This is a genomic window from Thermomonas haemolytica (genome assembly GCF_004346265.1).
Lineage (GTDB): Bacteria > Pseudomonadota > Gammaproteobacteria > Xanthomonadales > Xanthomonadaceae > Thermomonas > Thermomonas haemolytica.
The window spans coordinates 77,374-93,469 of the sequence record NZ_SMAP01000008.1 but is presented as its reverse complement, the minus strand read 5'-3'; the positions used below and the strand labels follow the sequence as shown (position 1 = coordinate 93,469).

Annotated in this window: 17 protein-coding genes and 1 other RNA gene; 15 read left to right on the top strand and 3 right to left on the bottom strand. The window is 72.0% G+C overall.

The genetic code is table 11. The annotated features are described in order from the left end of the window. Positions 1-17: 17 nt before the first annotated feature. Complete coding sequence (locus EDC34_RS10015; protein WP_114960612.1) at positions 18-881, bottom strand: YicC/YloC family endoribonuclease; 864 nt, start codon at positions 879-881, stop codon at positions 18-20. 73 nt (positions 882-954) lie between these two features. Between EDC34_RS10015 and rph the strand changes: the two genes are divergently transcribed. From rph to pepQ, 6 genes are all read left to right on the top strand, one after another. Then, complete coding sequence (gene rph, locus EDC34_RS10010; RefSeq protein WP_114960613.1) at positions 955-1,683, top strand: ribonuclease PH; 729 nt, start codon at positions 955-957, stop codon at positions 1,681-1,683. Then, a complete protein-coding gene (rdgB, locus tag EDC34_RS10005) occupies positions 1,680-2,270 on the top strand; it encodes an RdgB/HAM1 family non-canonical purine NTP pyrophosphatase (RefSeq protein ID WP_114960614.1) in 591 nt (196 codons plus the stop codon). The genes rph and rdgB overlap by 4 nt, the downstream gene beginning before the upstream one ends. 9 nt (positions 2,271-2,279) lie before the next feature. Then, on the top strand, positions 2,280-3,461 hold the full coding sequence (hemW, locus tag EDC34_RS10000) for a radical SAM family heme chaperone HemW (RefSeq protein WP_240311110.1): 1,182 nt from the start codon (positions 2,280-2,282) through the stop codon (positions 3,459-3,461). A 144-nt stretch (positions 3,462-3,605) separates the two neighbouring features. Beyond that, positions 3,606-5,948, top strand: a complete 2,343-nt coding sequence (locus tag EDC34_RS09995) for a DUF1631 family protein (protein ID WP_162797708.1) — start codon at positions 3,606-3,608, stop codon at positions 5,946-5,948. Then, positions 5,938-6,279 carry a PilZ domain-containing protein gene (locus tag EDC34_RS09990; protein ID WP_114960616.1) on the top strand — a complete coding sequence of 114 codons (342 nt, stop codon included), beginning with the start codon at positions 5,938-5,940 and terminating at the stop codon, positions 6,277-6,279. Before EDC34_RS09995 ends, EDC34_RS09990 begins: the two co-directional genes overlap by 11 nt. A gap of 65 nt (positions 6,280-6,344) precedes the next feature. Beyond that, a complete protein-coding gene (gene pepQ / locus EDC34_RS09985) occupies positions 6,345-7,682 on the top strand; it encodes a Xaa-Pro dipeptidase (RefSeq protein ID WP_205388074.1) in 1,338 nt (445 codons plus the stop codon). A gap of 47 nt (positions 7,683-7,729) precedes the next feature. Here pepQ and EDC34_RS09980 read toward each other — a convergent pair whose 3' ends face one another. Beyond that, the gene (locus tag EDC34_RS09980) at positions 7,730-9,052 is read right to left on the bottom strand and encodes an aminopeptidase P N-terminal domain-containing protein (RefSeq protein ID WP_114960617.1); all 1,323 of its coding nucleotides are present in this window, start codon (positions 9,050-9,052) and stop codon (positions 7,730-7,732) included. Between the two features lie 10 nt (positions 9,053-9,062). Then, the gene (locus tag EDC34_RS09975; protein WP_114960687.1) at positions 9,063-9,596 is read right to left on the bottom strand and encodes a UPF0149 family protein; all 534 of its coding nucleotides are present in this window, start codon (positions 9,594-9,596) and stop codon (positions 9,063-9,065) included. Positions 9,597-9,692: 96 nt separating this feature from the next. Here EDC34_RS09975 and EDC34_RS09970 point away from each other — a divergent pair, with 96 nt between their 5' ends. The 9 genes from EDC34_RS09970 to EDC34_RS09930 all read left to right on the top strand — a co-directional run bounded on the left by EDC34_RS09970 (position 9,693) and on the right by EDC34_RS09930 (position 16,084). After that, the gene (locus tag EDC34_RS09970; RefSeq protein WP_114960618.1) at positions 9,693-11,990 is read left to right on the top strand and encodes a putative bifunctional diguanylate cyclase/phosphodiesterase; all 2,298 of its coding nucleotides are present in this window, start codon (positions 9,693-9,695) and stop codon (positions 11,988-11,990) included. 9 nt (positions 11,991-11,999) lie between these two features. Then, positions 12,000-12,221 carry a TIGR02449 family protein gene (locus tag EDC34_RS09965; protein WP_114960619.1) on the top strand — a complete coding sequence of 74 codons (222 nt, stop codon included), beginning with the start codon at positions 12,000-12,002 and terminating at the stop codon, positions 12,219-12,221. Then, the gene (locus EDC34_RS09960; RefSeq protein WP_114960620.1) at positions 12,218-12,505 is read left to right on the top strand and encodes a cell division protein ZapA; all 288 of its coding nucleotides are present in this window, start codon (positions 12,218-12,220) and stop codon (positions 12,503-12,505) included. The genes EDC34_RS09965 and EDC34_RS09960 overlap by 4 nt, the downstream gene beginning before the upstream one ends. 68 nt (positions 12,506-12,573) lie before the next feature. After that, positions 12,574-12,757: non-coding RNA, 6S RNA (gene ssrS / locus EDC34_RS09955), on the top strand. A 31-nt stretch (positions 12,758-12,788) separates the two neighbouring features. Beyond that, positions 12,789-13,382 carry a 5-formyltetrahydrofolate cyclo-ligase gene (locus EDC34_RS09950; RefSeq protein ID WP_240311111.1) on the top strand — a complete coding sequence of 198 codons (594 nt, stop codon included), beginning with the start codon at positions 12,789-12,791 and terminating at the stop codon, positions 13,380-13,382. Between the two features lie 10 nt (positions 13,383-13,392). Further along, positions 13,393-13,863: an EVE domain-containing protein gene (locus EDC34_RS09945; RefSeq protein WP_114960621.1), complete on the top strand. Its 471-nt coding sequence runs from the start codon at positions 13,393-13,395 to the stop codon at positions 13,861-13,863. Between the two features lie 55 nt (positions 13,864-13,918). Continuing rightward, positions 13,919-14,566, top strand: coding sequence for a ribose-5-phosphate isomerase RpiA (rpiA, locus tag EDC34_RS09940; RefSeq protein WP_114960622.1), 648 nt, complete (start codon positions 13,919-13,921; stop codon positions 14,564-14,566). A gap of 54 nt (positions 14,567-14,620) precedes the next feature. Then, positions 14,621-15,298, top strand: a complete 678-nt coding sequence (locus EDC34_RS09935) for a TetR/AcrR family transcriptional regulator (protein WP_114960623.1) — start codon at positions 14,621-14,623, stop codon at positions 15,296-15,298. Positions 15,299-15,430: 132 nt separating this feature from the next. Beyond that, complete coding sequence (locus tag EDC34_RS09930; RefSeq protein WP_114960624.1) at positions 15,431-16,084, top strand: protein-L-isoaspartate O-methyltransferase family protein; 654 nt, start codon at positions 15,431-15,433, stop codon at positions 16,082-16,084. Positions 16,085-16,096: the final 12 nt, after the last annotated feature.

Here is a 16,096-nt window from a genome sequence, read left to right as displayed (position 1 = left end):
GGGCGACTGCCTGCCTTTCACTCGATGTTCTGGATCTGTTCGCGGATCTGGTCGATCAGCACCTTCAGCTCGATCGCCGCATTGCTGGTGCGCGCGTCCACCGACTTGCTGCCCAGCGTGTTGGCCTCGCGGTTGAACTCCTGCAGCAGGAAGTCCAGGCGGCGCCCGACCGGCTCGCGACCGCCCTTGAGGATGCGCCGCAGTTCGACGAGGTGGCTGTCGAGGCGATCGAGTTCCTCGTCCACGTCGAGCTTCTGCAGCCACAGGACCAGCTCCTGCTCCATCCGGCCCGGGTCAGCCGGCTGCGCCAGGTCGGCCAGCCGCGCCTCCAGTTTCTGGCGCTGGCCGGCGCGGATCAGCGGCACCAGCGCGCGCACCTCGCCGGCGATCCGTGCGATCGCCTCGGCGCGCTCAGCGATCACCGCCGCCAGCTTGCCGCCCTCGCGCTCGCGCGCCGCGGTGAACTCGTCCAGCACCGTATCCAGCAGAGCCAGCGCCTCGCGCTGCAGGGCCTCGCCGTCCACCCCGCGCGAATGCAGCACGCCCGGGAACTGCAGCAGGTCGGTGAACTGCACCTGCAGCTGCGGGAACTGCACCTGCAGCTGGTCCGCCAGCGCGGCCAGCCGCGCCACCCGCGCGGAGTCCACCTGCAGGCCATCGCCCGCGGCATCGGCGCGCAGGCGCAGCACCAGGTCGAGCTTGCCGCGCGAAACCCGCGCCACCACCCGTTCGCGCAGCGCCGGTTCGGCCGCGCGCAGCTCGTCCGGCAGGCGCAGGCCAAGCTCGAGGAAGCGGTGGTTCACCGCGCGCAGTTCGGCCGACAGCAGCCCCCATTCGGTGCTGCGCTCGCCGGCGGCGAAAGCGGTCATGCTGCGGATCATGCGCGTCCCGGGTGCGACAAAGGCCGAATGGTAATCTAGCGGCCCGCCGATTGCCGCGCCCCCGGAACCCCGCATGTCCCTCGTCCGCCCCAGTGGCCGCGCCGCCGGCCAGCTGCGTCCCGTCTCCCTGCAGCGCGGCTTCACCCGCCACGCCGAAGGCTCGGTGCTGGTCAGCTTCGGCGATACCCGCGTGCTGTGCACGGCGAGCGTGGAGAACAAGGTGCCGGCGTTCCTGCGCGGCAAGGGCGAAGGCTGGGTCACCGCCGAATACGGCATGTTGCCGCGCGCCACCCATACCCGCAGCGACCGCGAGGCCGCGCGCGGCAAGCAGGGCGGACGCACGCTGGAGATCCAGCGCCTGATCGGGCGCAGCCTGCGTGCCTGCGTGGACCGCGCGGCGCTGGGCGAGCGCACCATCACCCTCGACTGCGACGTGCTGCAGGCCGACGGCGGCACCCGCACCGCCGCCATCACCGGCGCCTACGTAGCGCTGGTGGACGCGGTGGCGCCACTGCTGGCGCGCGGCGAACTCAAGCGCAACCCGGTGTTCGGGGCGGTCGCCGCGGTCTCGGTCGGCATCTACCAGGGCGTGCCGGTGCTGGACCTCGACTACGCCGAGGACAGCGCCTGCGACACCGACATGAACGTGGTGATGAACGACGGCGGCGGCTTCATCGAACTGCAGGGCACGGCAGAGGGCCATGCCTTCCGCCGCGACGAGCTGGACGCCCTGCTGGCGCTGGCCGAACAGGGCTGCGCCGCGCTGTTCGCGGCCCAGCGCGAGGCGCTGGCGCAGGCATGAGGCTGGTGCTGGCCAGCGGCAACGCCGGCAAGCTGGCGGAGCTGCGGGAGCTGCTGGGCGCCGGCTTCACGCTGCATGCGCAGTCCGAATTCGGGCTCGCCGATGCCGAAGAGACCGGCGCCTCGTTCATCGAGAACGCGATCCTGAAAGCACGCCACGCCGCGCGCGCCACCGGCCTGCCGGCGCTGGGCGACGATTCCGGGCTGTGCGTGGACGCGCTGGATGGCGCGCCGGGGCTGTATTCGGCGCGCTATGCCGGCACCCATGGCGACAGCGAGGCGAATATCGACAAGCTGCTGCGCGAGCTCGACGGGGTGCCCGATGCCGAACGCAGCGCGCGCTTCGTCTGCGTGCTGGCGCTGCTGCGGCATGCCGACGACCCGCTGCCGCTGATCGCGCAGGGGATCTGGGAAGGCCGCATCCTGCACGCACGCCAGGGCCGCGGCGGGTTCGGCTACGACCCGGTGTTCTTCTCGCCGGCACACGGTTGCAGCGCGGCCGAGCTGCCGGCGGACATCAAGAACCGCGACAGCCACCGCGGCCGCGCGCTGGCCCAGCTGCGCGCGCAACTGGCGCTGCGGCGCTGAAAGCCGCGCATGTCCGACCCTGCTGCTGCAATGCAGACCATGCTCACCCCACCGCCGCTTGCACTGTACGTGCACCTGCCCTGGTGCGTGCGCAAATGCCCGTACTGCGACTTCAACTCGCACGAGCACAAGGGCGCGCCGCCGTTCGACGCCTACGTCGATGCCCTGCTGCGCGACCTCGATTTCGACCTGCCGCTGGCCTGGGGCCGGGTGGTGCACAGCGTGTTCTTCGGCGGCGGCACGCCCTCGCTGTTCCCGCCGCAGGCGATCGACCGCTTCCTGCAGGGCGCAGCCGCACGGCTGCGCTTTGCGCCCGACATCGAGATCACCCTGGAGACCAACCCCGGCACCGTCGAACACGGCCCGTTCGCCGGCTACCGCGCGGCCGGCGTGAACCGCCTGAGCTTCGGCGTGCAGAGCTTCGACGATGGCTGCCTGCAGCGGCTGGGGCGGATCCACTCCAGCGGCGACGCCGAGCGCGCGGTCAAGGCGGCGCAGGACGCCGGCCTCGACAACCTCAACCTCGACCTGATGTACGCGCTGCCGGGGCAGACCCTGGCGATGGCGGTGGACGACATCGCGCGCGCGCTGGACCTGCAGCCTGCGCACATCAGCCATTACCAGCTGACCCTGGAGCCGGGCACCCGCTTCGCCGCGCGCCCGCCGCAGGACCTGCCCGACATCGACGCCGCCTGGGACATGCAGGAGGCCTGCCAGGCGCAGCTGGCCACGGCCGGCTTCGCCCAGTACGAAGTCAGTGCCTATGCGCGGGAAGGGCGCCAATGCCGGCACAACCTCAACTACTGGCAGTTCGGCGACTACCTGGGGATCGGGGCCGGCGCCCACGGCAAGCTGACCCTGGGCGCGCAACAGCAGGTCATGCGCCGCTGGAAGATCCGGCATCCGCTGCTGTACCTGGAGAAAGCCGGCACCGCGGCGGCGATCGGCGGCGATGAAACCCTGGCCGAAGCGCGCCTGCCGTTCGACTTCATGCTCAATGCCCTGCGCCTGAACGCCGGGGTGCCGCTGGCGCTGTTCGAGGCGCGCACCGGGCTGCCGCGCGCGGCCATCGCCGCGCGCCTGGCCACCGCGCGCGCGCGCGGCTGGCTGGAGGACGACCCCGACTGGCTGCGCCCCACCGAACTCGGCCGCCGCTTCACCAATGACGTGGTGGGTCTGTTTCTTGACTGAGGCCACGACCGCAGCCAAAGGCGCGACCGCGCCGGCCGGCGGCCACTCCCGGGGGCGGCCGACCGCCGGAGCGCCTGCGATTGAGGCGCATGGCGATCGCGCATACCATGCGGGCGTTGCCGGAGCGCAGGGGGCGCAACTGCAGTGACGATCGCGGCCAGCACAACCCGGAAGCCACCCGCGACGCTCGCCGAGGCCGCGCTGCCCCGGCGCGCGCGGCAGGCATTGGAACGCCTGCTGGTGGACGTACGCGCGGAGATGGGGCAACAGCTGCCGCAGCTGCTGCAGGACACCGAGCTTGGCCTGAGCCGCGCCACCCCCAGCAGCGAGCCGGCGCTGGAAACCGCGCGCCTGGCCGCGATCCGCAGCCTCGGCCGCGGCGGCCATGCGTTCACCACCCGCTTCATGGCCCAGGTCGAAGCCTCGCTGGCCACCCTGCAGGCCGCACGCGCGGCGCATGCCAAAGCCGACGCCGCCTCGTTCACCGAGTTGAGGCTGCTGGAGGACGACGAGCTCAGCGACGAAACCACGCTGCAGAACATGGCCAGCCGGATGGAAGCCCGCAACAGCCTGGCCCTGCAGCTGCTGGGCCATCGGCTGGGCGTGCTGGCGGCCGCGCCGGCGCTGGAGGGCGAGGCGCTGCCGCTGGGGCCGTATGCGCTCTGCAACGCCCTGGCCGACGCCGCGGACGGGCTGGAGCTGTCGCGCTACGCACGCCTGCAGCTGTTCCAGCAGTTCGAAAAGGCGATGGCGGAGTTCTACCCGCCGATGCTGGAGGCGGCCAATGCGCGCCTGGCCCAGGACGGGATCCTGCCGTTCCTGAGCTTCGTCCCGGTGCGGGTGCGCCCGGGATCGGCCGCGCCGTCCACCCTGCTGGACGACAAGGGCGCGAACGCGCCATCCGCTGCCGGCCAGCGCGAGGCGCGCGGCACGGAAGGCGGCGCCACGGGCCGCACGCCCGGCCATGGCGGGCCCGGCCATGCCGCGGGCAGCCCCGGCGCCGGCATGGCCGGTGGCGCTGCGCCCGGGGCGGGTGCCGGCGTCCCGCTCGCCTTCACGGGCGGCCGCGCCGGGCGCCCGACCAATCCCGCCTTCAACGCCCTGCAAGGCCTGCTGCACCGGCGCCGCCTGCTGCTGGCCAAGCTGCGCCCCGGCGGGGTGGACGAGCGCGTGCGCGAAACCCTGCGCGCAGACGAGGTACTGGGCGCGCTGCAACGCATGCGCAGCACCGCCACCAAGGCCGAAAGCCTGGCCGATTACCGCCAGATCCTGCTGGCGCAGGCGCGCCAGCTGCACGGCCACGGGGTGGCGCTGTCCGACATCGACAACGACAGCTTCGACCTGCTCGCGCTCTACCTCACCCAGCTGCAGCGCGAACTGCGCCGGCACAGCCCCGGCGAGACCCTGGTCGAGCGCCTGCGCCTGCCGCTGGCGCAGTTGGCCCTGCGCGACCAGCGCTTCTTCACCGACCCGGCGCATCCGGCGCGCCAGCTGCTGAACGCGGTCTCGCTGGCCGGCGCGCGCTGGCTGGCCGAGGACGACCTCGACAGCCAGTGGCTGGGCCTGCTGCAGCGCGCGGTGGCGGCGGTGCAGCAGGACAGCGAGGGCGCGCTGGACACCTTCATCGAGGCCAACCGCACCCTGCAATCCGGCCTGCAGGCGCAGGCGCGCAAGGCGGAAATGACCGAACGCCGGCAAGTGGAGGCCGCGCGCGGGCGCGAGAAACTGGCGCTGGCCCGCCAGCGCGCGAACGAGGAAGTGCAGCGGCTGCTGCATGGGCGCAGCCTGCCGCGGTTCCAGGCCATCCTGATCGAACAGGCGTGGATCGACGTGCTGGCGCTGACCCACCTGCGCAGCGGCGAAGCCTCCGAGGCCTGGCGGGACGTGCTCGCCACCAGCGCGCGCATCATCGACCTCGCCACCGGCGAAGCCGCGGCCGCCGGCGACGATGCCCTGGCCGCGCAGATCCGCGGCGCACTCGAGCAGGTCGGCTACCACGCCGAGGACGCCACCACCATCGCCCACCAGCTGGGCCACGGCGGCGCGCAGGAAGGCGACCTTGCCTCGCGCACGGAATTGCTGGTGCAGCTGCGCGCGCGCGCGCGCCTGGGCGAAGGCAACGAGGTGGCGCTGGAACCGCCGGCACCGCTGGCGCCTACCGAGCTGGCGGCGCGCGACCGCCTGCGCGCGTTGCAGACCCCGGCCTGGGTGGAACTGCTGGACGCCAGCGACTTCCCGCTGCGGCGCCGGCTGGCCTGGGCCAGCACGCAGACGTCGCAGGCGCTGCTGGTCAACCGCCGTGGCCAGCGCGCCAGCGGCGAGGACCTGGACGTGCTGGCGCGGATGCTCGCCGCCGGCAACCTGCGCCTGCTGGACGGCGACCCGAGCCCGGCCGAAATGGCCTGGGACGCCACCCTCGCCAGCCTGCAACGGATCGGCCAAGGCGATTCCGACGCCACCGGCATGGAGCCCACCGATGGGAATTGAATCCCGCCGCCAGGCCCGCCGCAGCGTGCCCGGCATGGTCGAAGTGTTCGACACCATCCTCGAGGAGCCGGTCGGCTACCTCGGCAACGTCTCGGTCGGTGGCATGCTGCTGATCGCCAATCGCCGCCTGCCCGACGACGCCCTGTTCCAGTTCCGGTTCCAGCTGCCCGACCAGGCGCCCGGCGCGCCCGCGCTGGAGGTCGGCGCGCACGTGCTGTGGCAGGACAAGGCTGGCGCGCCCGGGCAGTCCTGGGTGGGCATGCGCTTCCTCGGACTTTCTCCCGAGGCGCTGCAGCGCCTGCGCCTGTGGGTGGCCCAGGCGGAGGACTGAGGCGCCTGCGCGGCACCGCGGGATGCGCGAGAATCGGGCTTCCCCACGACCGCCGGTACCGCCCGATGACGATCTCCGCGCCGCTGTCCCCGCACACGCCCGCTGCCCTGTACCCCGCCCACCTCTCCGTCCTGCAGGAGCGCGCCGCCGAGGCGCTGCGCCGTGGCGGTTTCGATCATCTGGTGATCCCCAGCGGCACCCTGCACTACCAGGCCTTCGACGATCGCGACTATCCCTACGCGGTGAACCCGCAGTTCAAGGCCTGGCTGCCGCTGACCCAGGCGCCGGGCAGCTGGCTGGTGATCACCCCGGGCAAGCGGCCGGCGCTCATTTTCCTGCAGCCGCACGATTACTGGCACGCGGTGCCGGCGATGCCGCGCGATTACTGGGTCGAGCACTTCGACATCACGGTGATCCGCACCCCGGAGGAGGCCGCGCGCCTGCTGCCTCCGGTATTCCGCTGCGCCATCCTCGGCGAGCCGCAGAGCGCGCTGGGCAGCTATGTACCCAACAACCCGGAGCCGGTGCTGCAGTATCTGGACTACCACCGCGCCTTCAAGACGCCCTACGAGGTGGCGATGCTGCGCCAGGCCAGCCGCATCGGCGTGCGCGCCCATCGCGCGGCCGAACGCGCGTTCCGCGCCGGCGCCAGCGAGTTCGGCATCCACCTGGCCTACTGCCAGGCCGCGGGGCAGGACGCCAACGACCTGCCCTACGGCAACATCATCGCGCTCAATGAACATGCGGCAGTGCTGCACTACACCCTGCGCGACCGCCTGCCGCCAAAGCCGCTGCGCAGCATCCTGATCGACGCCGGCGCCAGCTTCGGCGGCTACGCCAGCGACATCACCCGCACCTATTCGGCGCAGGAGGATGACTTCGCGGCGATGATCCGCGCGGTGGATGCGGTGCAACTGCGGCTGTGCGACCAGGTCCGCGCCGGCACCGACTATCGGCAGATCCACCTCGACGCCCACCTGCTGCTGGCCGGCGTGCTGCACGAGTCCGGCCTCATCACGGTGGCGCCGGAGGAGGCCGTCGCGCGCGGCATCTCCAGCGCGTTCTTCCCGCACGGCATCGGCCACGGGATCGGCCTGCAGGTGCACGACGTGGCCGGCTTCGCCGCCTCCGATGCCGGCGGCACCATCGCCAAGCCCGAAGGCCACCCCTATCTGCGCCTGACGCGCACCCTGGCGCCGGGGATGGTGGTGACCATCGAGCCGGGGATCTACTTCATCGATATGCTGCTGGACGAACTGCAGGCCAAGGGCCTGGGCGATGCCGTGGACTGGGAGCGGGTGGCCGCGTTCAAGCCGTATGGGGGCATCCGCATCGAGGACGATGTGGTGTGCACCGAGGATGCGCCGATCAACCTGACCCGCGAGGCGTTCGCGGAGGCCTGACGGCACCCTGACGGCACCGGGCATCCGCCGCCACGCAGGCGGCGCGCTCAGCCCGCCATCAGCGCTTCCATCTCCTCCGCGCTGCGCTCCAGCGCGGCGGTGAGCACGCGGTGGCCGCCCTGGGTGATGAGCACGTCGTCCTCGATGCGGATGCCGATGCCGCGCCACTCCGGCGCCACCGTCGCATCATCGGCGGGGATGTACAGCCCCGGCTCGATGGTCAGCACCATGCCCGGCTCCAGCAGGCGCGAGGCGCCGTCGATCCGGTATTCGCCGACATCGTGCACGTCCAGCCCCAGCCAGTGCCCGGTCTTGTGCCGGTAGTAGCGCTGGTAGTCACCGCTGGCGATGACGTCCTCCAGCGTGCCGCGCAGCAGCCCGAGCGAGAGCAGGCCCTCGGCCAGGGTCTGCACCGCCGCCTCGTGGATCGCGGCATACGGCCGCCCCGGGCACGCCTGCGCCAGCGCCGCCGCCTGCGCGCGGCAGACCAGCTCGTGCAGCGCACACTGGGCGCGGGTGAAGCGGCCGGAGACCGGGAAGGTGCGGGTGATGTCGGCGGCGTAACCGGCGTATTCGGCACCGGCGTCGATCAGCACCAGCTCGCCGGCGCGCGCCCTGGCGGCATTGGCGGTGTAATGCAGGATGCAGGCATTGGCGCCGGCGCCGACGATGCTGGGATAGGCCGGCTGCGCCCCATGCCGGCGGAACACGTATTCCAGCTCCGCCTGCAGTTCGTATTCGTGGATGCCAGGGCGCGCCGCGCGGATCGCGGCGCGGTGCGCCTCCACGCTGATGTCGGCCGCCTTCTGCATCAGCGCGACCTCCTCGGCCGACTTGAACAGGCGCATTTCGTCCAGCAGGTGGCCCAGTTCCAGGAACTCCTGCGGCGGCTGCGCGCCCTGGCGCGCCTGCGCGCGCACGCGATTGAGCCAGCCGATCAGCTTGAGGTCGAACTCGGCGTCGCGGCCGAGGTGGTAGTACACCCGGCGCCGGCCTTCCAGCAGGCCGGGCAGGATGTCGTCGATGTCGCCGATCGGGTAGGCATCGTCCAGCCCGAGCGCGTCCACCGCGCCTTCCGGCCCCAGCCGCGGGCCGTCCCACCCTTCGCGCTCGGGATCGCGCTCGCGGCAGAACAGGATCGCCTCGCCGTGGCGGCGGCCGGGCACCAGCACCAGCACCGCCTCGGGCTCGGCGCAGCCGGTGAGGTACCAGAAGTCCGAATCCTGGCGATAGGGATAGTGGGTGTCGCGGCTGCGGATGCGTTCCGGTGCCGCGGGCAGGATCAGGATGGCCTCGCCGCCGGCGGCCTGCATCAGCGCCTGCCGGCGCCGGGCCAGGAGCTTGCGGGTGCGGGCGCTGCCGGCCTGCATCGCGGGCCCGTCAGTGCAGGCGCGCGCGGTGCTGCGGCCCGAGCGCGCAATCGGCGTGCAGCAGCAGGACCGCCATGCGCAGGTACTCCTCGATCTCGACCAGGGCTTCCTCGTCGCTGCCGTCGTCGTTGGCGTCGATCTGCGCCGCGCCCAGACTGGCGAGGTCGCGCAACGCTTCCTGTCCCTCCTCCGACAGCGGCTTGCCCTCCACCGCCAGCCCGAACCCGCCGAGGAAGGCGCGGCACCAGGCGAACAGCGCGGCGGCGCGCACCACCGGCGGCTCGCCGTCCGGCAGCAGCAGGGTGAAGCCGAAATCGGCATCGCCGAGCTGGGCGACGCTGGCGCTGCGCAGGCGGTCCAGGGCATCGCCCGCCTGCGGCGCGGGCACGCCGGGATCGGCCATCACCCGCGCCGGCCAGTCGGGCGCATCCGCGCCGCCGGCGGCCAGCCAGCCGCACAGCGCGCCGTGGAGTTCGGCCGGGGAGCTGGCCAGGGCCAGGCGGTCGGCGGCCTGCGCCACTTCGTTCCAATCCGGCAACTCGATCGCACTCACTTGCAAGGCCTCGGCGGGGGAGCCGGCAGTGTAGCAACCCGCCGCCGGCGCTTGTTGCAGCGGAAGCGGGCCGCCTACACTCCGCGCATGGGGGCTCCTTCCACGCCGCGTTCGCCCTGGCCCGCCGGCCTGCTGCTGGCGCCGCTGGGCGTGCACGCCGGCAACGACGGAAACGGCATCAACGACGGCCTGATCCTGCTGCTGGCGATGCTGGTGCTGCTGCTGGCCTGGCTGGCGCTGGAAGTGCACCGCCGGCGCGCGCGCGACCAGCAGGCGCACCTGCGGCTGCTGCAGGAACGCGAGCAGCGCCTGCGGCTGGCGCTGTGGGCCTCGAACGAGCTGTACTGGCAGTTCGACCTGCGCGCACGCACGCTGGAGATCACCCGCGCCGCACCCGGCCAGGCCGACGACCTGGCCATGCACACCGTGCTGGACGACGATCCACGCATCCACCCGGACGATCTGCCCGGGGTGCGCGACCGGTTGGTGGCCTACCTGCGCGGGGAAACCCCGATCTTCGTGTCCGAGCACCGCATCCGCGGCGAGAACGGGCAGTGGCAGTGGATGCGCGCCCGCGGGCGCGCGATCGCGCACGACGCGGCCGGCCGCGTGCTGCGGCTGGCCGGTACCGCCCGCAACATCGACGCCCTGCGCGAGATGGAGAGCCAGCAGCAGATCGCCGCCGAGGTCCTGCGCAACATGGCCGAGTCGGTGGCGGTGCTGGACGAACAGTTCAAGTTCGTCGCCGCCAACCCGGCGTTCAGCCGCATGAGCGGCTACGAACTGGAGGAGGTGATCGGCAAGGACACCTCCCTGCTCAACGGCGACCGCCATCCGCCCGAGTTCTACCAGCAGGCGCGCCAGGCGATCCGCGAGCACGCCAGCTGGAGCGGCGAGATGTGGCAGCGGCGCAAGGACGGCCGCGACTTCCTGTGCGCGATGCAGTGCAACGCCATCGACGATCCCGGCACCCGCCGCCGGCTGTACGTGCTGGTGACCTCCGACATCACCGAACGCCGCCGGATCGAGCACGAGCTGCGCTACCTGGCCAACTACGACCCGCTGACCAACCTGCCCAACCGCACCCAGCTTACGGAGCGGTTGTCGCACGCGATCGTGCAGGCCCGCCGCAGCGGTCGCAGGCTGGCGCTGCTGTTCCTCGACCTCGACAACTTCAAGGACATCAACGACTCGCAGGGCCACGCCACCGGCGACCGCGTGCTGCGCGCGGTCGCGCGCCGGCTGCAGGACGTGGTCGGCCCCGGACGCACGGTGGCGCGCATCAGCGGCGACGAGTTCGCGGTGGTGCTGGAGGACATCGCCGACGGCGCCGAGGCCGACCAATGCGCGCAGCGGATCATCGAGGCGTTCGAGGCGCCGCTGCACCTCGACGATCGCCACGAAGCGACCATCTCGCCGTCGATCGGCATCAGCCTGTTCCCAGACCACGCGCAGGTACCCACCGACCTGCTCAAGCACGCGGACACCGCGATGTACCGCGCCAAGCGCGGCGGCAAGCGCGGCCACGTGCGCTATCTGCAGGAGATGGAGACCGACAGCCGCCGCCGCGCCGGCCTGATCGCCGCGCTGCGGCGGGCGATCGAGCGCGACGAGCTGCACCTGGCCTACCAGCCCGAGCTGCGCCTGGCCGACGGCCGCATCGCCGCGGTGGAGGCGCTGCTGCGCTGGGACAGCGCCGAGCACGGCAGCATCGCCCCGGACGAGTTCATCCCGCTGGCCGAGGAAACCGGGCTGATCGTGCCGATCGGCGAATGGGTGCTGGACGCGGCCTGCCGCACCCTGGCCGGGTGGCGGCGCGCAGGCGTGGATCCGCGCCTGAAGGTATCGATCAATGTGTCCGCGCTGCAGCTGCTGCGCAGCGAGCTGCCGGACGCGGTGGCCGCCGCCCTGCGCCGGCACGGCCTGCCCGCGTCCGCGCTGGAGCTGGAGCTGACCGAAAGCGTGCTGATGGACAATGCCGCGCTGGCCGGCGACCGCCTGCGCGCGTTCCGCGACCTCGGCGTCTCGATCGCGGTGGACGACTTCGGCACCGGCTATTCCTCGCTGTCCTACCTGCACCGGCTGCCGATCAACACCCTGAAGATCGACAAGGCCTTCATCGACGGCATCGCCTCGCCCGATGACCACGAGGACGCCACCATCACCACCACCGTGATCGCGATGGCGCGCACACTCGGCCTGCAGGTGGTGGCGGAGGGCGTGGAAACCGCCGCCCAGCTGGCGTTCCTGCAGCGCAATGCCTGCGACATCGCACAGGGCTACTGGATCTCGCGTCCGCTCGCCGCCGATGCCTGCCTGCGCTTCCTGCTGGATGCCCAGGCCGGCGCCGGCGCGCGGCTTGACCGGGCCGGCGCGCCTGCCTAAGGTGCGCGGATGGACCAGCGCGACCTGCACGGCGAACTGCACAAACTGCTGGCGCGGATCGACCTGCTCGCCGCGCGCATGCAGCGCCTGCAGGACGAGAACCGCAGCCTGCGCGCGCAGGTGGAACAGATGGCGGGCGAACGCGCGCAGCTGCTGTCCAAGCAGGAGCAGGCACGCAGCCGGGTCGAGGCGATGATCGGCCGCCTGAAGTCGCTGGAGCAGCACACGTGAGCGAGCCGGTCACCGTCCGCATCCTCGACCGCGAGTACACGGTCGGCGTGAGCGAGGCCGAGCGCGATTCGCTGATGGCCGCGGCGCGCCTACTGGACGCGCGCATGCGCGAGCTGCGCGGCGGCAACAAGATGGTCGCCGCTGATCGCCTGGCCGTGCTCACCGCGCTCAACCTGGCGCACGAATTGCAGCAGAGCCGCGCCGGCGGCCACGCGCAGGCCGGGAGCGATGCCTTCGCCCTGCTCGACGCCGCCAACCGCAAGCTGGACGCGCTGCTGGCGTGAACCGGAACCCGCCGTGCGCAGGCGCGCACGACGGCTTCCGGCGGCGACCCGGCGGGCTATACTGTCGGCGTTCTCTGCTGTGTGCGACAGCGTGCGCAACATTCGCCTTGTCCCTTAATGACGACCCTGGGGACGCACCGGCAGCCGGGAGTGCATGTCCGCCGCGAGCGGAAAGCCCGATGGCCGCCCCGCGTTCCCACTTGAACCCCGGGTTCAAGGTCGTTCCGCACGCATCGCCACGGCGGAGACATTCCCTCCCTCCCCGCAGCCCGGCCCGCCCCGCGTGAGTCCGCCCCCAGACCGCACCGCGCTGCGCCAGTCCCTGCGCGAACGCCGCCGCGCCCTGCCCGCTGCCACCCGCATCGCCGCCGCCGAAGCGCTGGCGGAGCGCCTGCTGGCGCTGCCGTTCCTGCCCGCCAGCGGCTACGTAGGCGGCTACTGGGCGATGGATGGCGAGATCGGCCTGCACGCGTTCCAGCTGCGGTTGCCGCCGGGGCTGGTGTACTGCCTGCCGCTGCTGCACGCCGACGGCAGCCTGCGCTTCGCGCCGTGGCGCGCGGGTGATCCGCTGGTCACCAACCGCTTCGGCATCCCCGAGCCCGACCTGCATGCCGAAGGCGCGCTGCGCGCCGAAGACATGGCCATGGTGGTGCTGCCGCTGGTCGGCTTCGATCCGGCCTGCCACCGGCTGGGCATGGGCGGCGGCTGGTACGACCGCAGCCTGGCCTTCCGCCAGCACGCCGCGCCGCCGCCGTGGCTGGTCGGCGCCGCGTTTTCCGCGCAGCAGGTGGACGCGCTGCCGCAGGCGGCCTGGGACGTGCGCCTGGATGCGGTCTGCTGCGAACATGCCACCTTCCTCGCCTCGACCACCGGATAGGAACCACCGCATGGGCACGCGCAAGCGCTACTGGATGATGAAGACCGAGCCGGAGACGTTCTCGATCGACGATCTCGCGCGGGTCGGCACCGAACCGTGGAATGGCGTACGCAACTACCAGGCGCGCAACTTCATGCGCGACGGGATGCAGCTCGGCGACGGGGTGATGATCTACCACTCCAACTGCAAGGTTCCGGGCATCGCCGGGCTGGCCACGGTGGCCAGCCGCGCCTATCCCGACCCCACCCAGTTCGATCCCCAGTCCGACTACTTCGATCCCGCCTCCAGCCGCGAGAACCCGCGCTGGCAGCTGGTGGACGTGGCGTTCGAGCGCAAGCTGCGGCGGCTGATCCCGCTGGAAGAGGTCAAGCGCCATGCCGATGCGCTGGGCGAAGGCTTTCCCCTGACCGCGCGCGGCAACCGGCTGTCGGTATTCCCGGTCACCGCCGCGCAATGGAAGCTGCTGCTGTCGCTGGAATGAGCGCCACGCGCGCGACCGCCTGACCCTCCCCTGCACCCTGCCCACGGAAACCGCCATGTCCGACGCCAAGAAACTCGCCGCCGAAAAAGCCATCGACTACGTGCAGGACGGGATGATCGTCGGGGTCGGCACCGGCTCCACCGTCGCCTACTTCATCGACGCGCTGGCGGCGTGGAAGGACCGCATCGCCGGCGCGGTGTCCAGCTCCGAGCAGAGCACCGCGCGCCTGCAGGCGCACGGGATCGAGGTGATCGACCTCAACGCCGCCGGACCGCTGGCGCTGTACGTGGACGGCGCCGACGAGTGCGACGGCCACAAGCGCCTGATCAAGGGCGGTGGGGCCGCGCTGACGCGCGAGAAGATCATCGCCGAGGCCAGCGCGCGCTTCGTCTGCATCATCGACCCCAGCAAACAGGTCGATGTGCTGGGCCGCTTCCCGCTGCCGGTGGAGGTGATCCCGATGGCGCGCAGCCTGGTCGCGCGCGAGATCCTGCGCATGACCGGCGGCCAGCCGGTCTGGCGCGACGGCGTCATCACCGACAACGGCAACGTGATCCTGGACGTGCACAACCTGTCCATCACCGACCCGGTGGCGATGGAACGCGAGCTCAACCAGATCCCCGGGGTGGTCAGCGTCGGCCTGTTCGCACGCCGCCCGGCCGACGTGGTGATCGTCGGCGGGCAGCCGCCGCGGGTACTGTGAGCCGCGCCGACAGGCATTCATCAAAATGTGAACCGGGTGGTTTACTATAGGCGCATGACCGCCTCCAAACCCGCCCGCACTCCCGCCAGTCCGCCCAAGGCCGCCAGCCCCGGCCGCCCCAAGGACCTCGCCAAGCGCGCGGCGATCCTGGAAGCCGCCAAGCGGATGTTCGTGCAGCACGGCTTCGAGCGGGTCAGCATGGACCAGGTCGCGGCCGAGGCCGGGGTGTCCAAGCTCACCGTGTACAGCCACTTCGGCGACAAGGACAGCCTGTTCGCCGAAGCGGTACGCGCGCATTGCGAGCAGAACCTGCCGGCGCGGCTGTTCGAGTCGGAGCCCGGCACCCCCCTGCGCGAGCGCCTGCTGGCGATCGGACAGGCATTCTTCGCGATGGTCATGGCCCCGGAAGCGGTGGCCGGGCATCGCGTCCTGTGCTCGCCGCAGGTGGCCGCGCGCGGCATGGCCGGGATGTTCTGGGAAGCCGGCCCGGAGCGGGTCAAGACCGCCTTCCGCAGCCTGCTGGAAGACCGCATCGCGCGCGGCGAGCTGGAGATCGACGACCCCGCGCGCGCCGCCGGCCACTTCTTCGCCCTGCTCAAGGGCGACCCGCACGCGCAAGCGGTGCTGGGCTGCGAGGGCAGCGACTGCTGCGAGGCCGCGCAGGCGCACGTGGCCAGCGTGGTGGACCTGTTCCTGCGCGCCTACGCGGTCCGCGGCCATGGCCGTGGCTGAACGCTTCCCACGCCGGGCCGGCGGCGATGACTTCCGGCACTGCGTGCTGGTGTACCAGTACGCCCAGACTGCCCGCCAACCCGGGGAGTGCGGCACTACAATACGCAGTCCCCTGCAACGGATTTCCGACTCATGAGCATCGATTTCGCCCGCGCCCGTGAAACCATGGTGGAGCAGCAGGTGCGCCCCTGGGACGTGCTGGACGTGCGCGTGCTGGACACCCTGGCGCAGGTCCCGCGCGAGGCATACGTGCCCGAGGCGCTGCGTGCGCTGGCCTATGCCGACACCGAACTGCCGATCGGCCACGGCGAGACCATGCTCAAGCCGGTGCTGGAAGGCCGCGCGCTGCAGGCGCTGGGCGTGCAGGCACACGAGAGCGTGCTCGAGATCGGCACCGGCAGCGGCTACATGGCCGCCTGCCTGGCCCGCCTGGGGCGCGAGGTGGTGAGCATCGAGCGCCACCCCGACCTGGCCGAGGCCGCGCGCGCGCGTCTGGCTGCGCAGGGCGTCGGCAACGCCAGCGTGCAGGCTGCGGACGCCTTCGCGTGGGCACCGGGCCGGACCTTCGACGTGATTTGTGTCACTGGCGCGGTGGCCACGGTGCCGGCACGCTTCGTCGAGTGGCTGGCGGCGGGCGGCCGCATGTTCGTGGTGCACGGCCGTTCGCCGGCGATGGAAGCGGCGCTGGTGCATCCCGGCGTCAACGGCCTGCGTATCGAGTCGTTGTTCGAAACCGACCTGCCCTACCTCGCGGGCGCCGAGCCCACCCCCGTCTTCACCTTGTGACCCCTTAAGGAT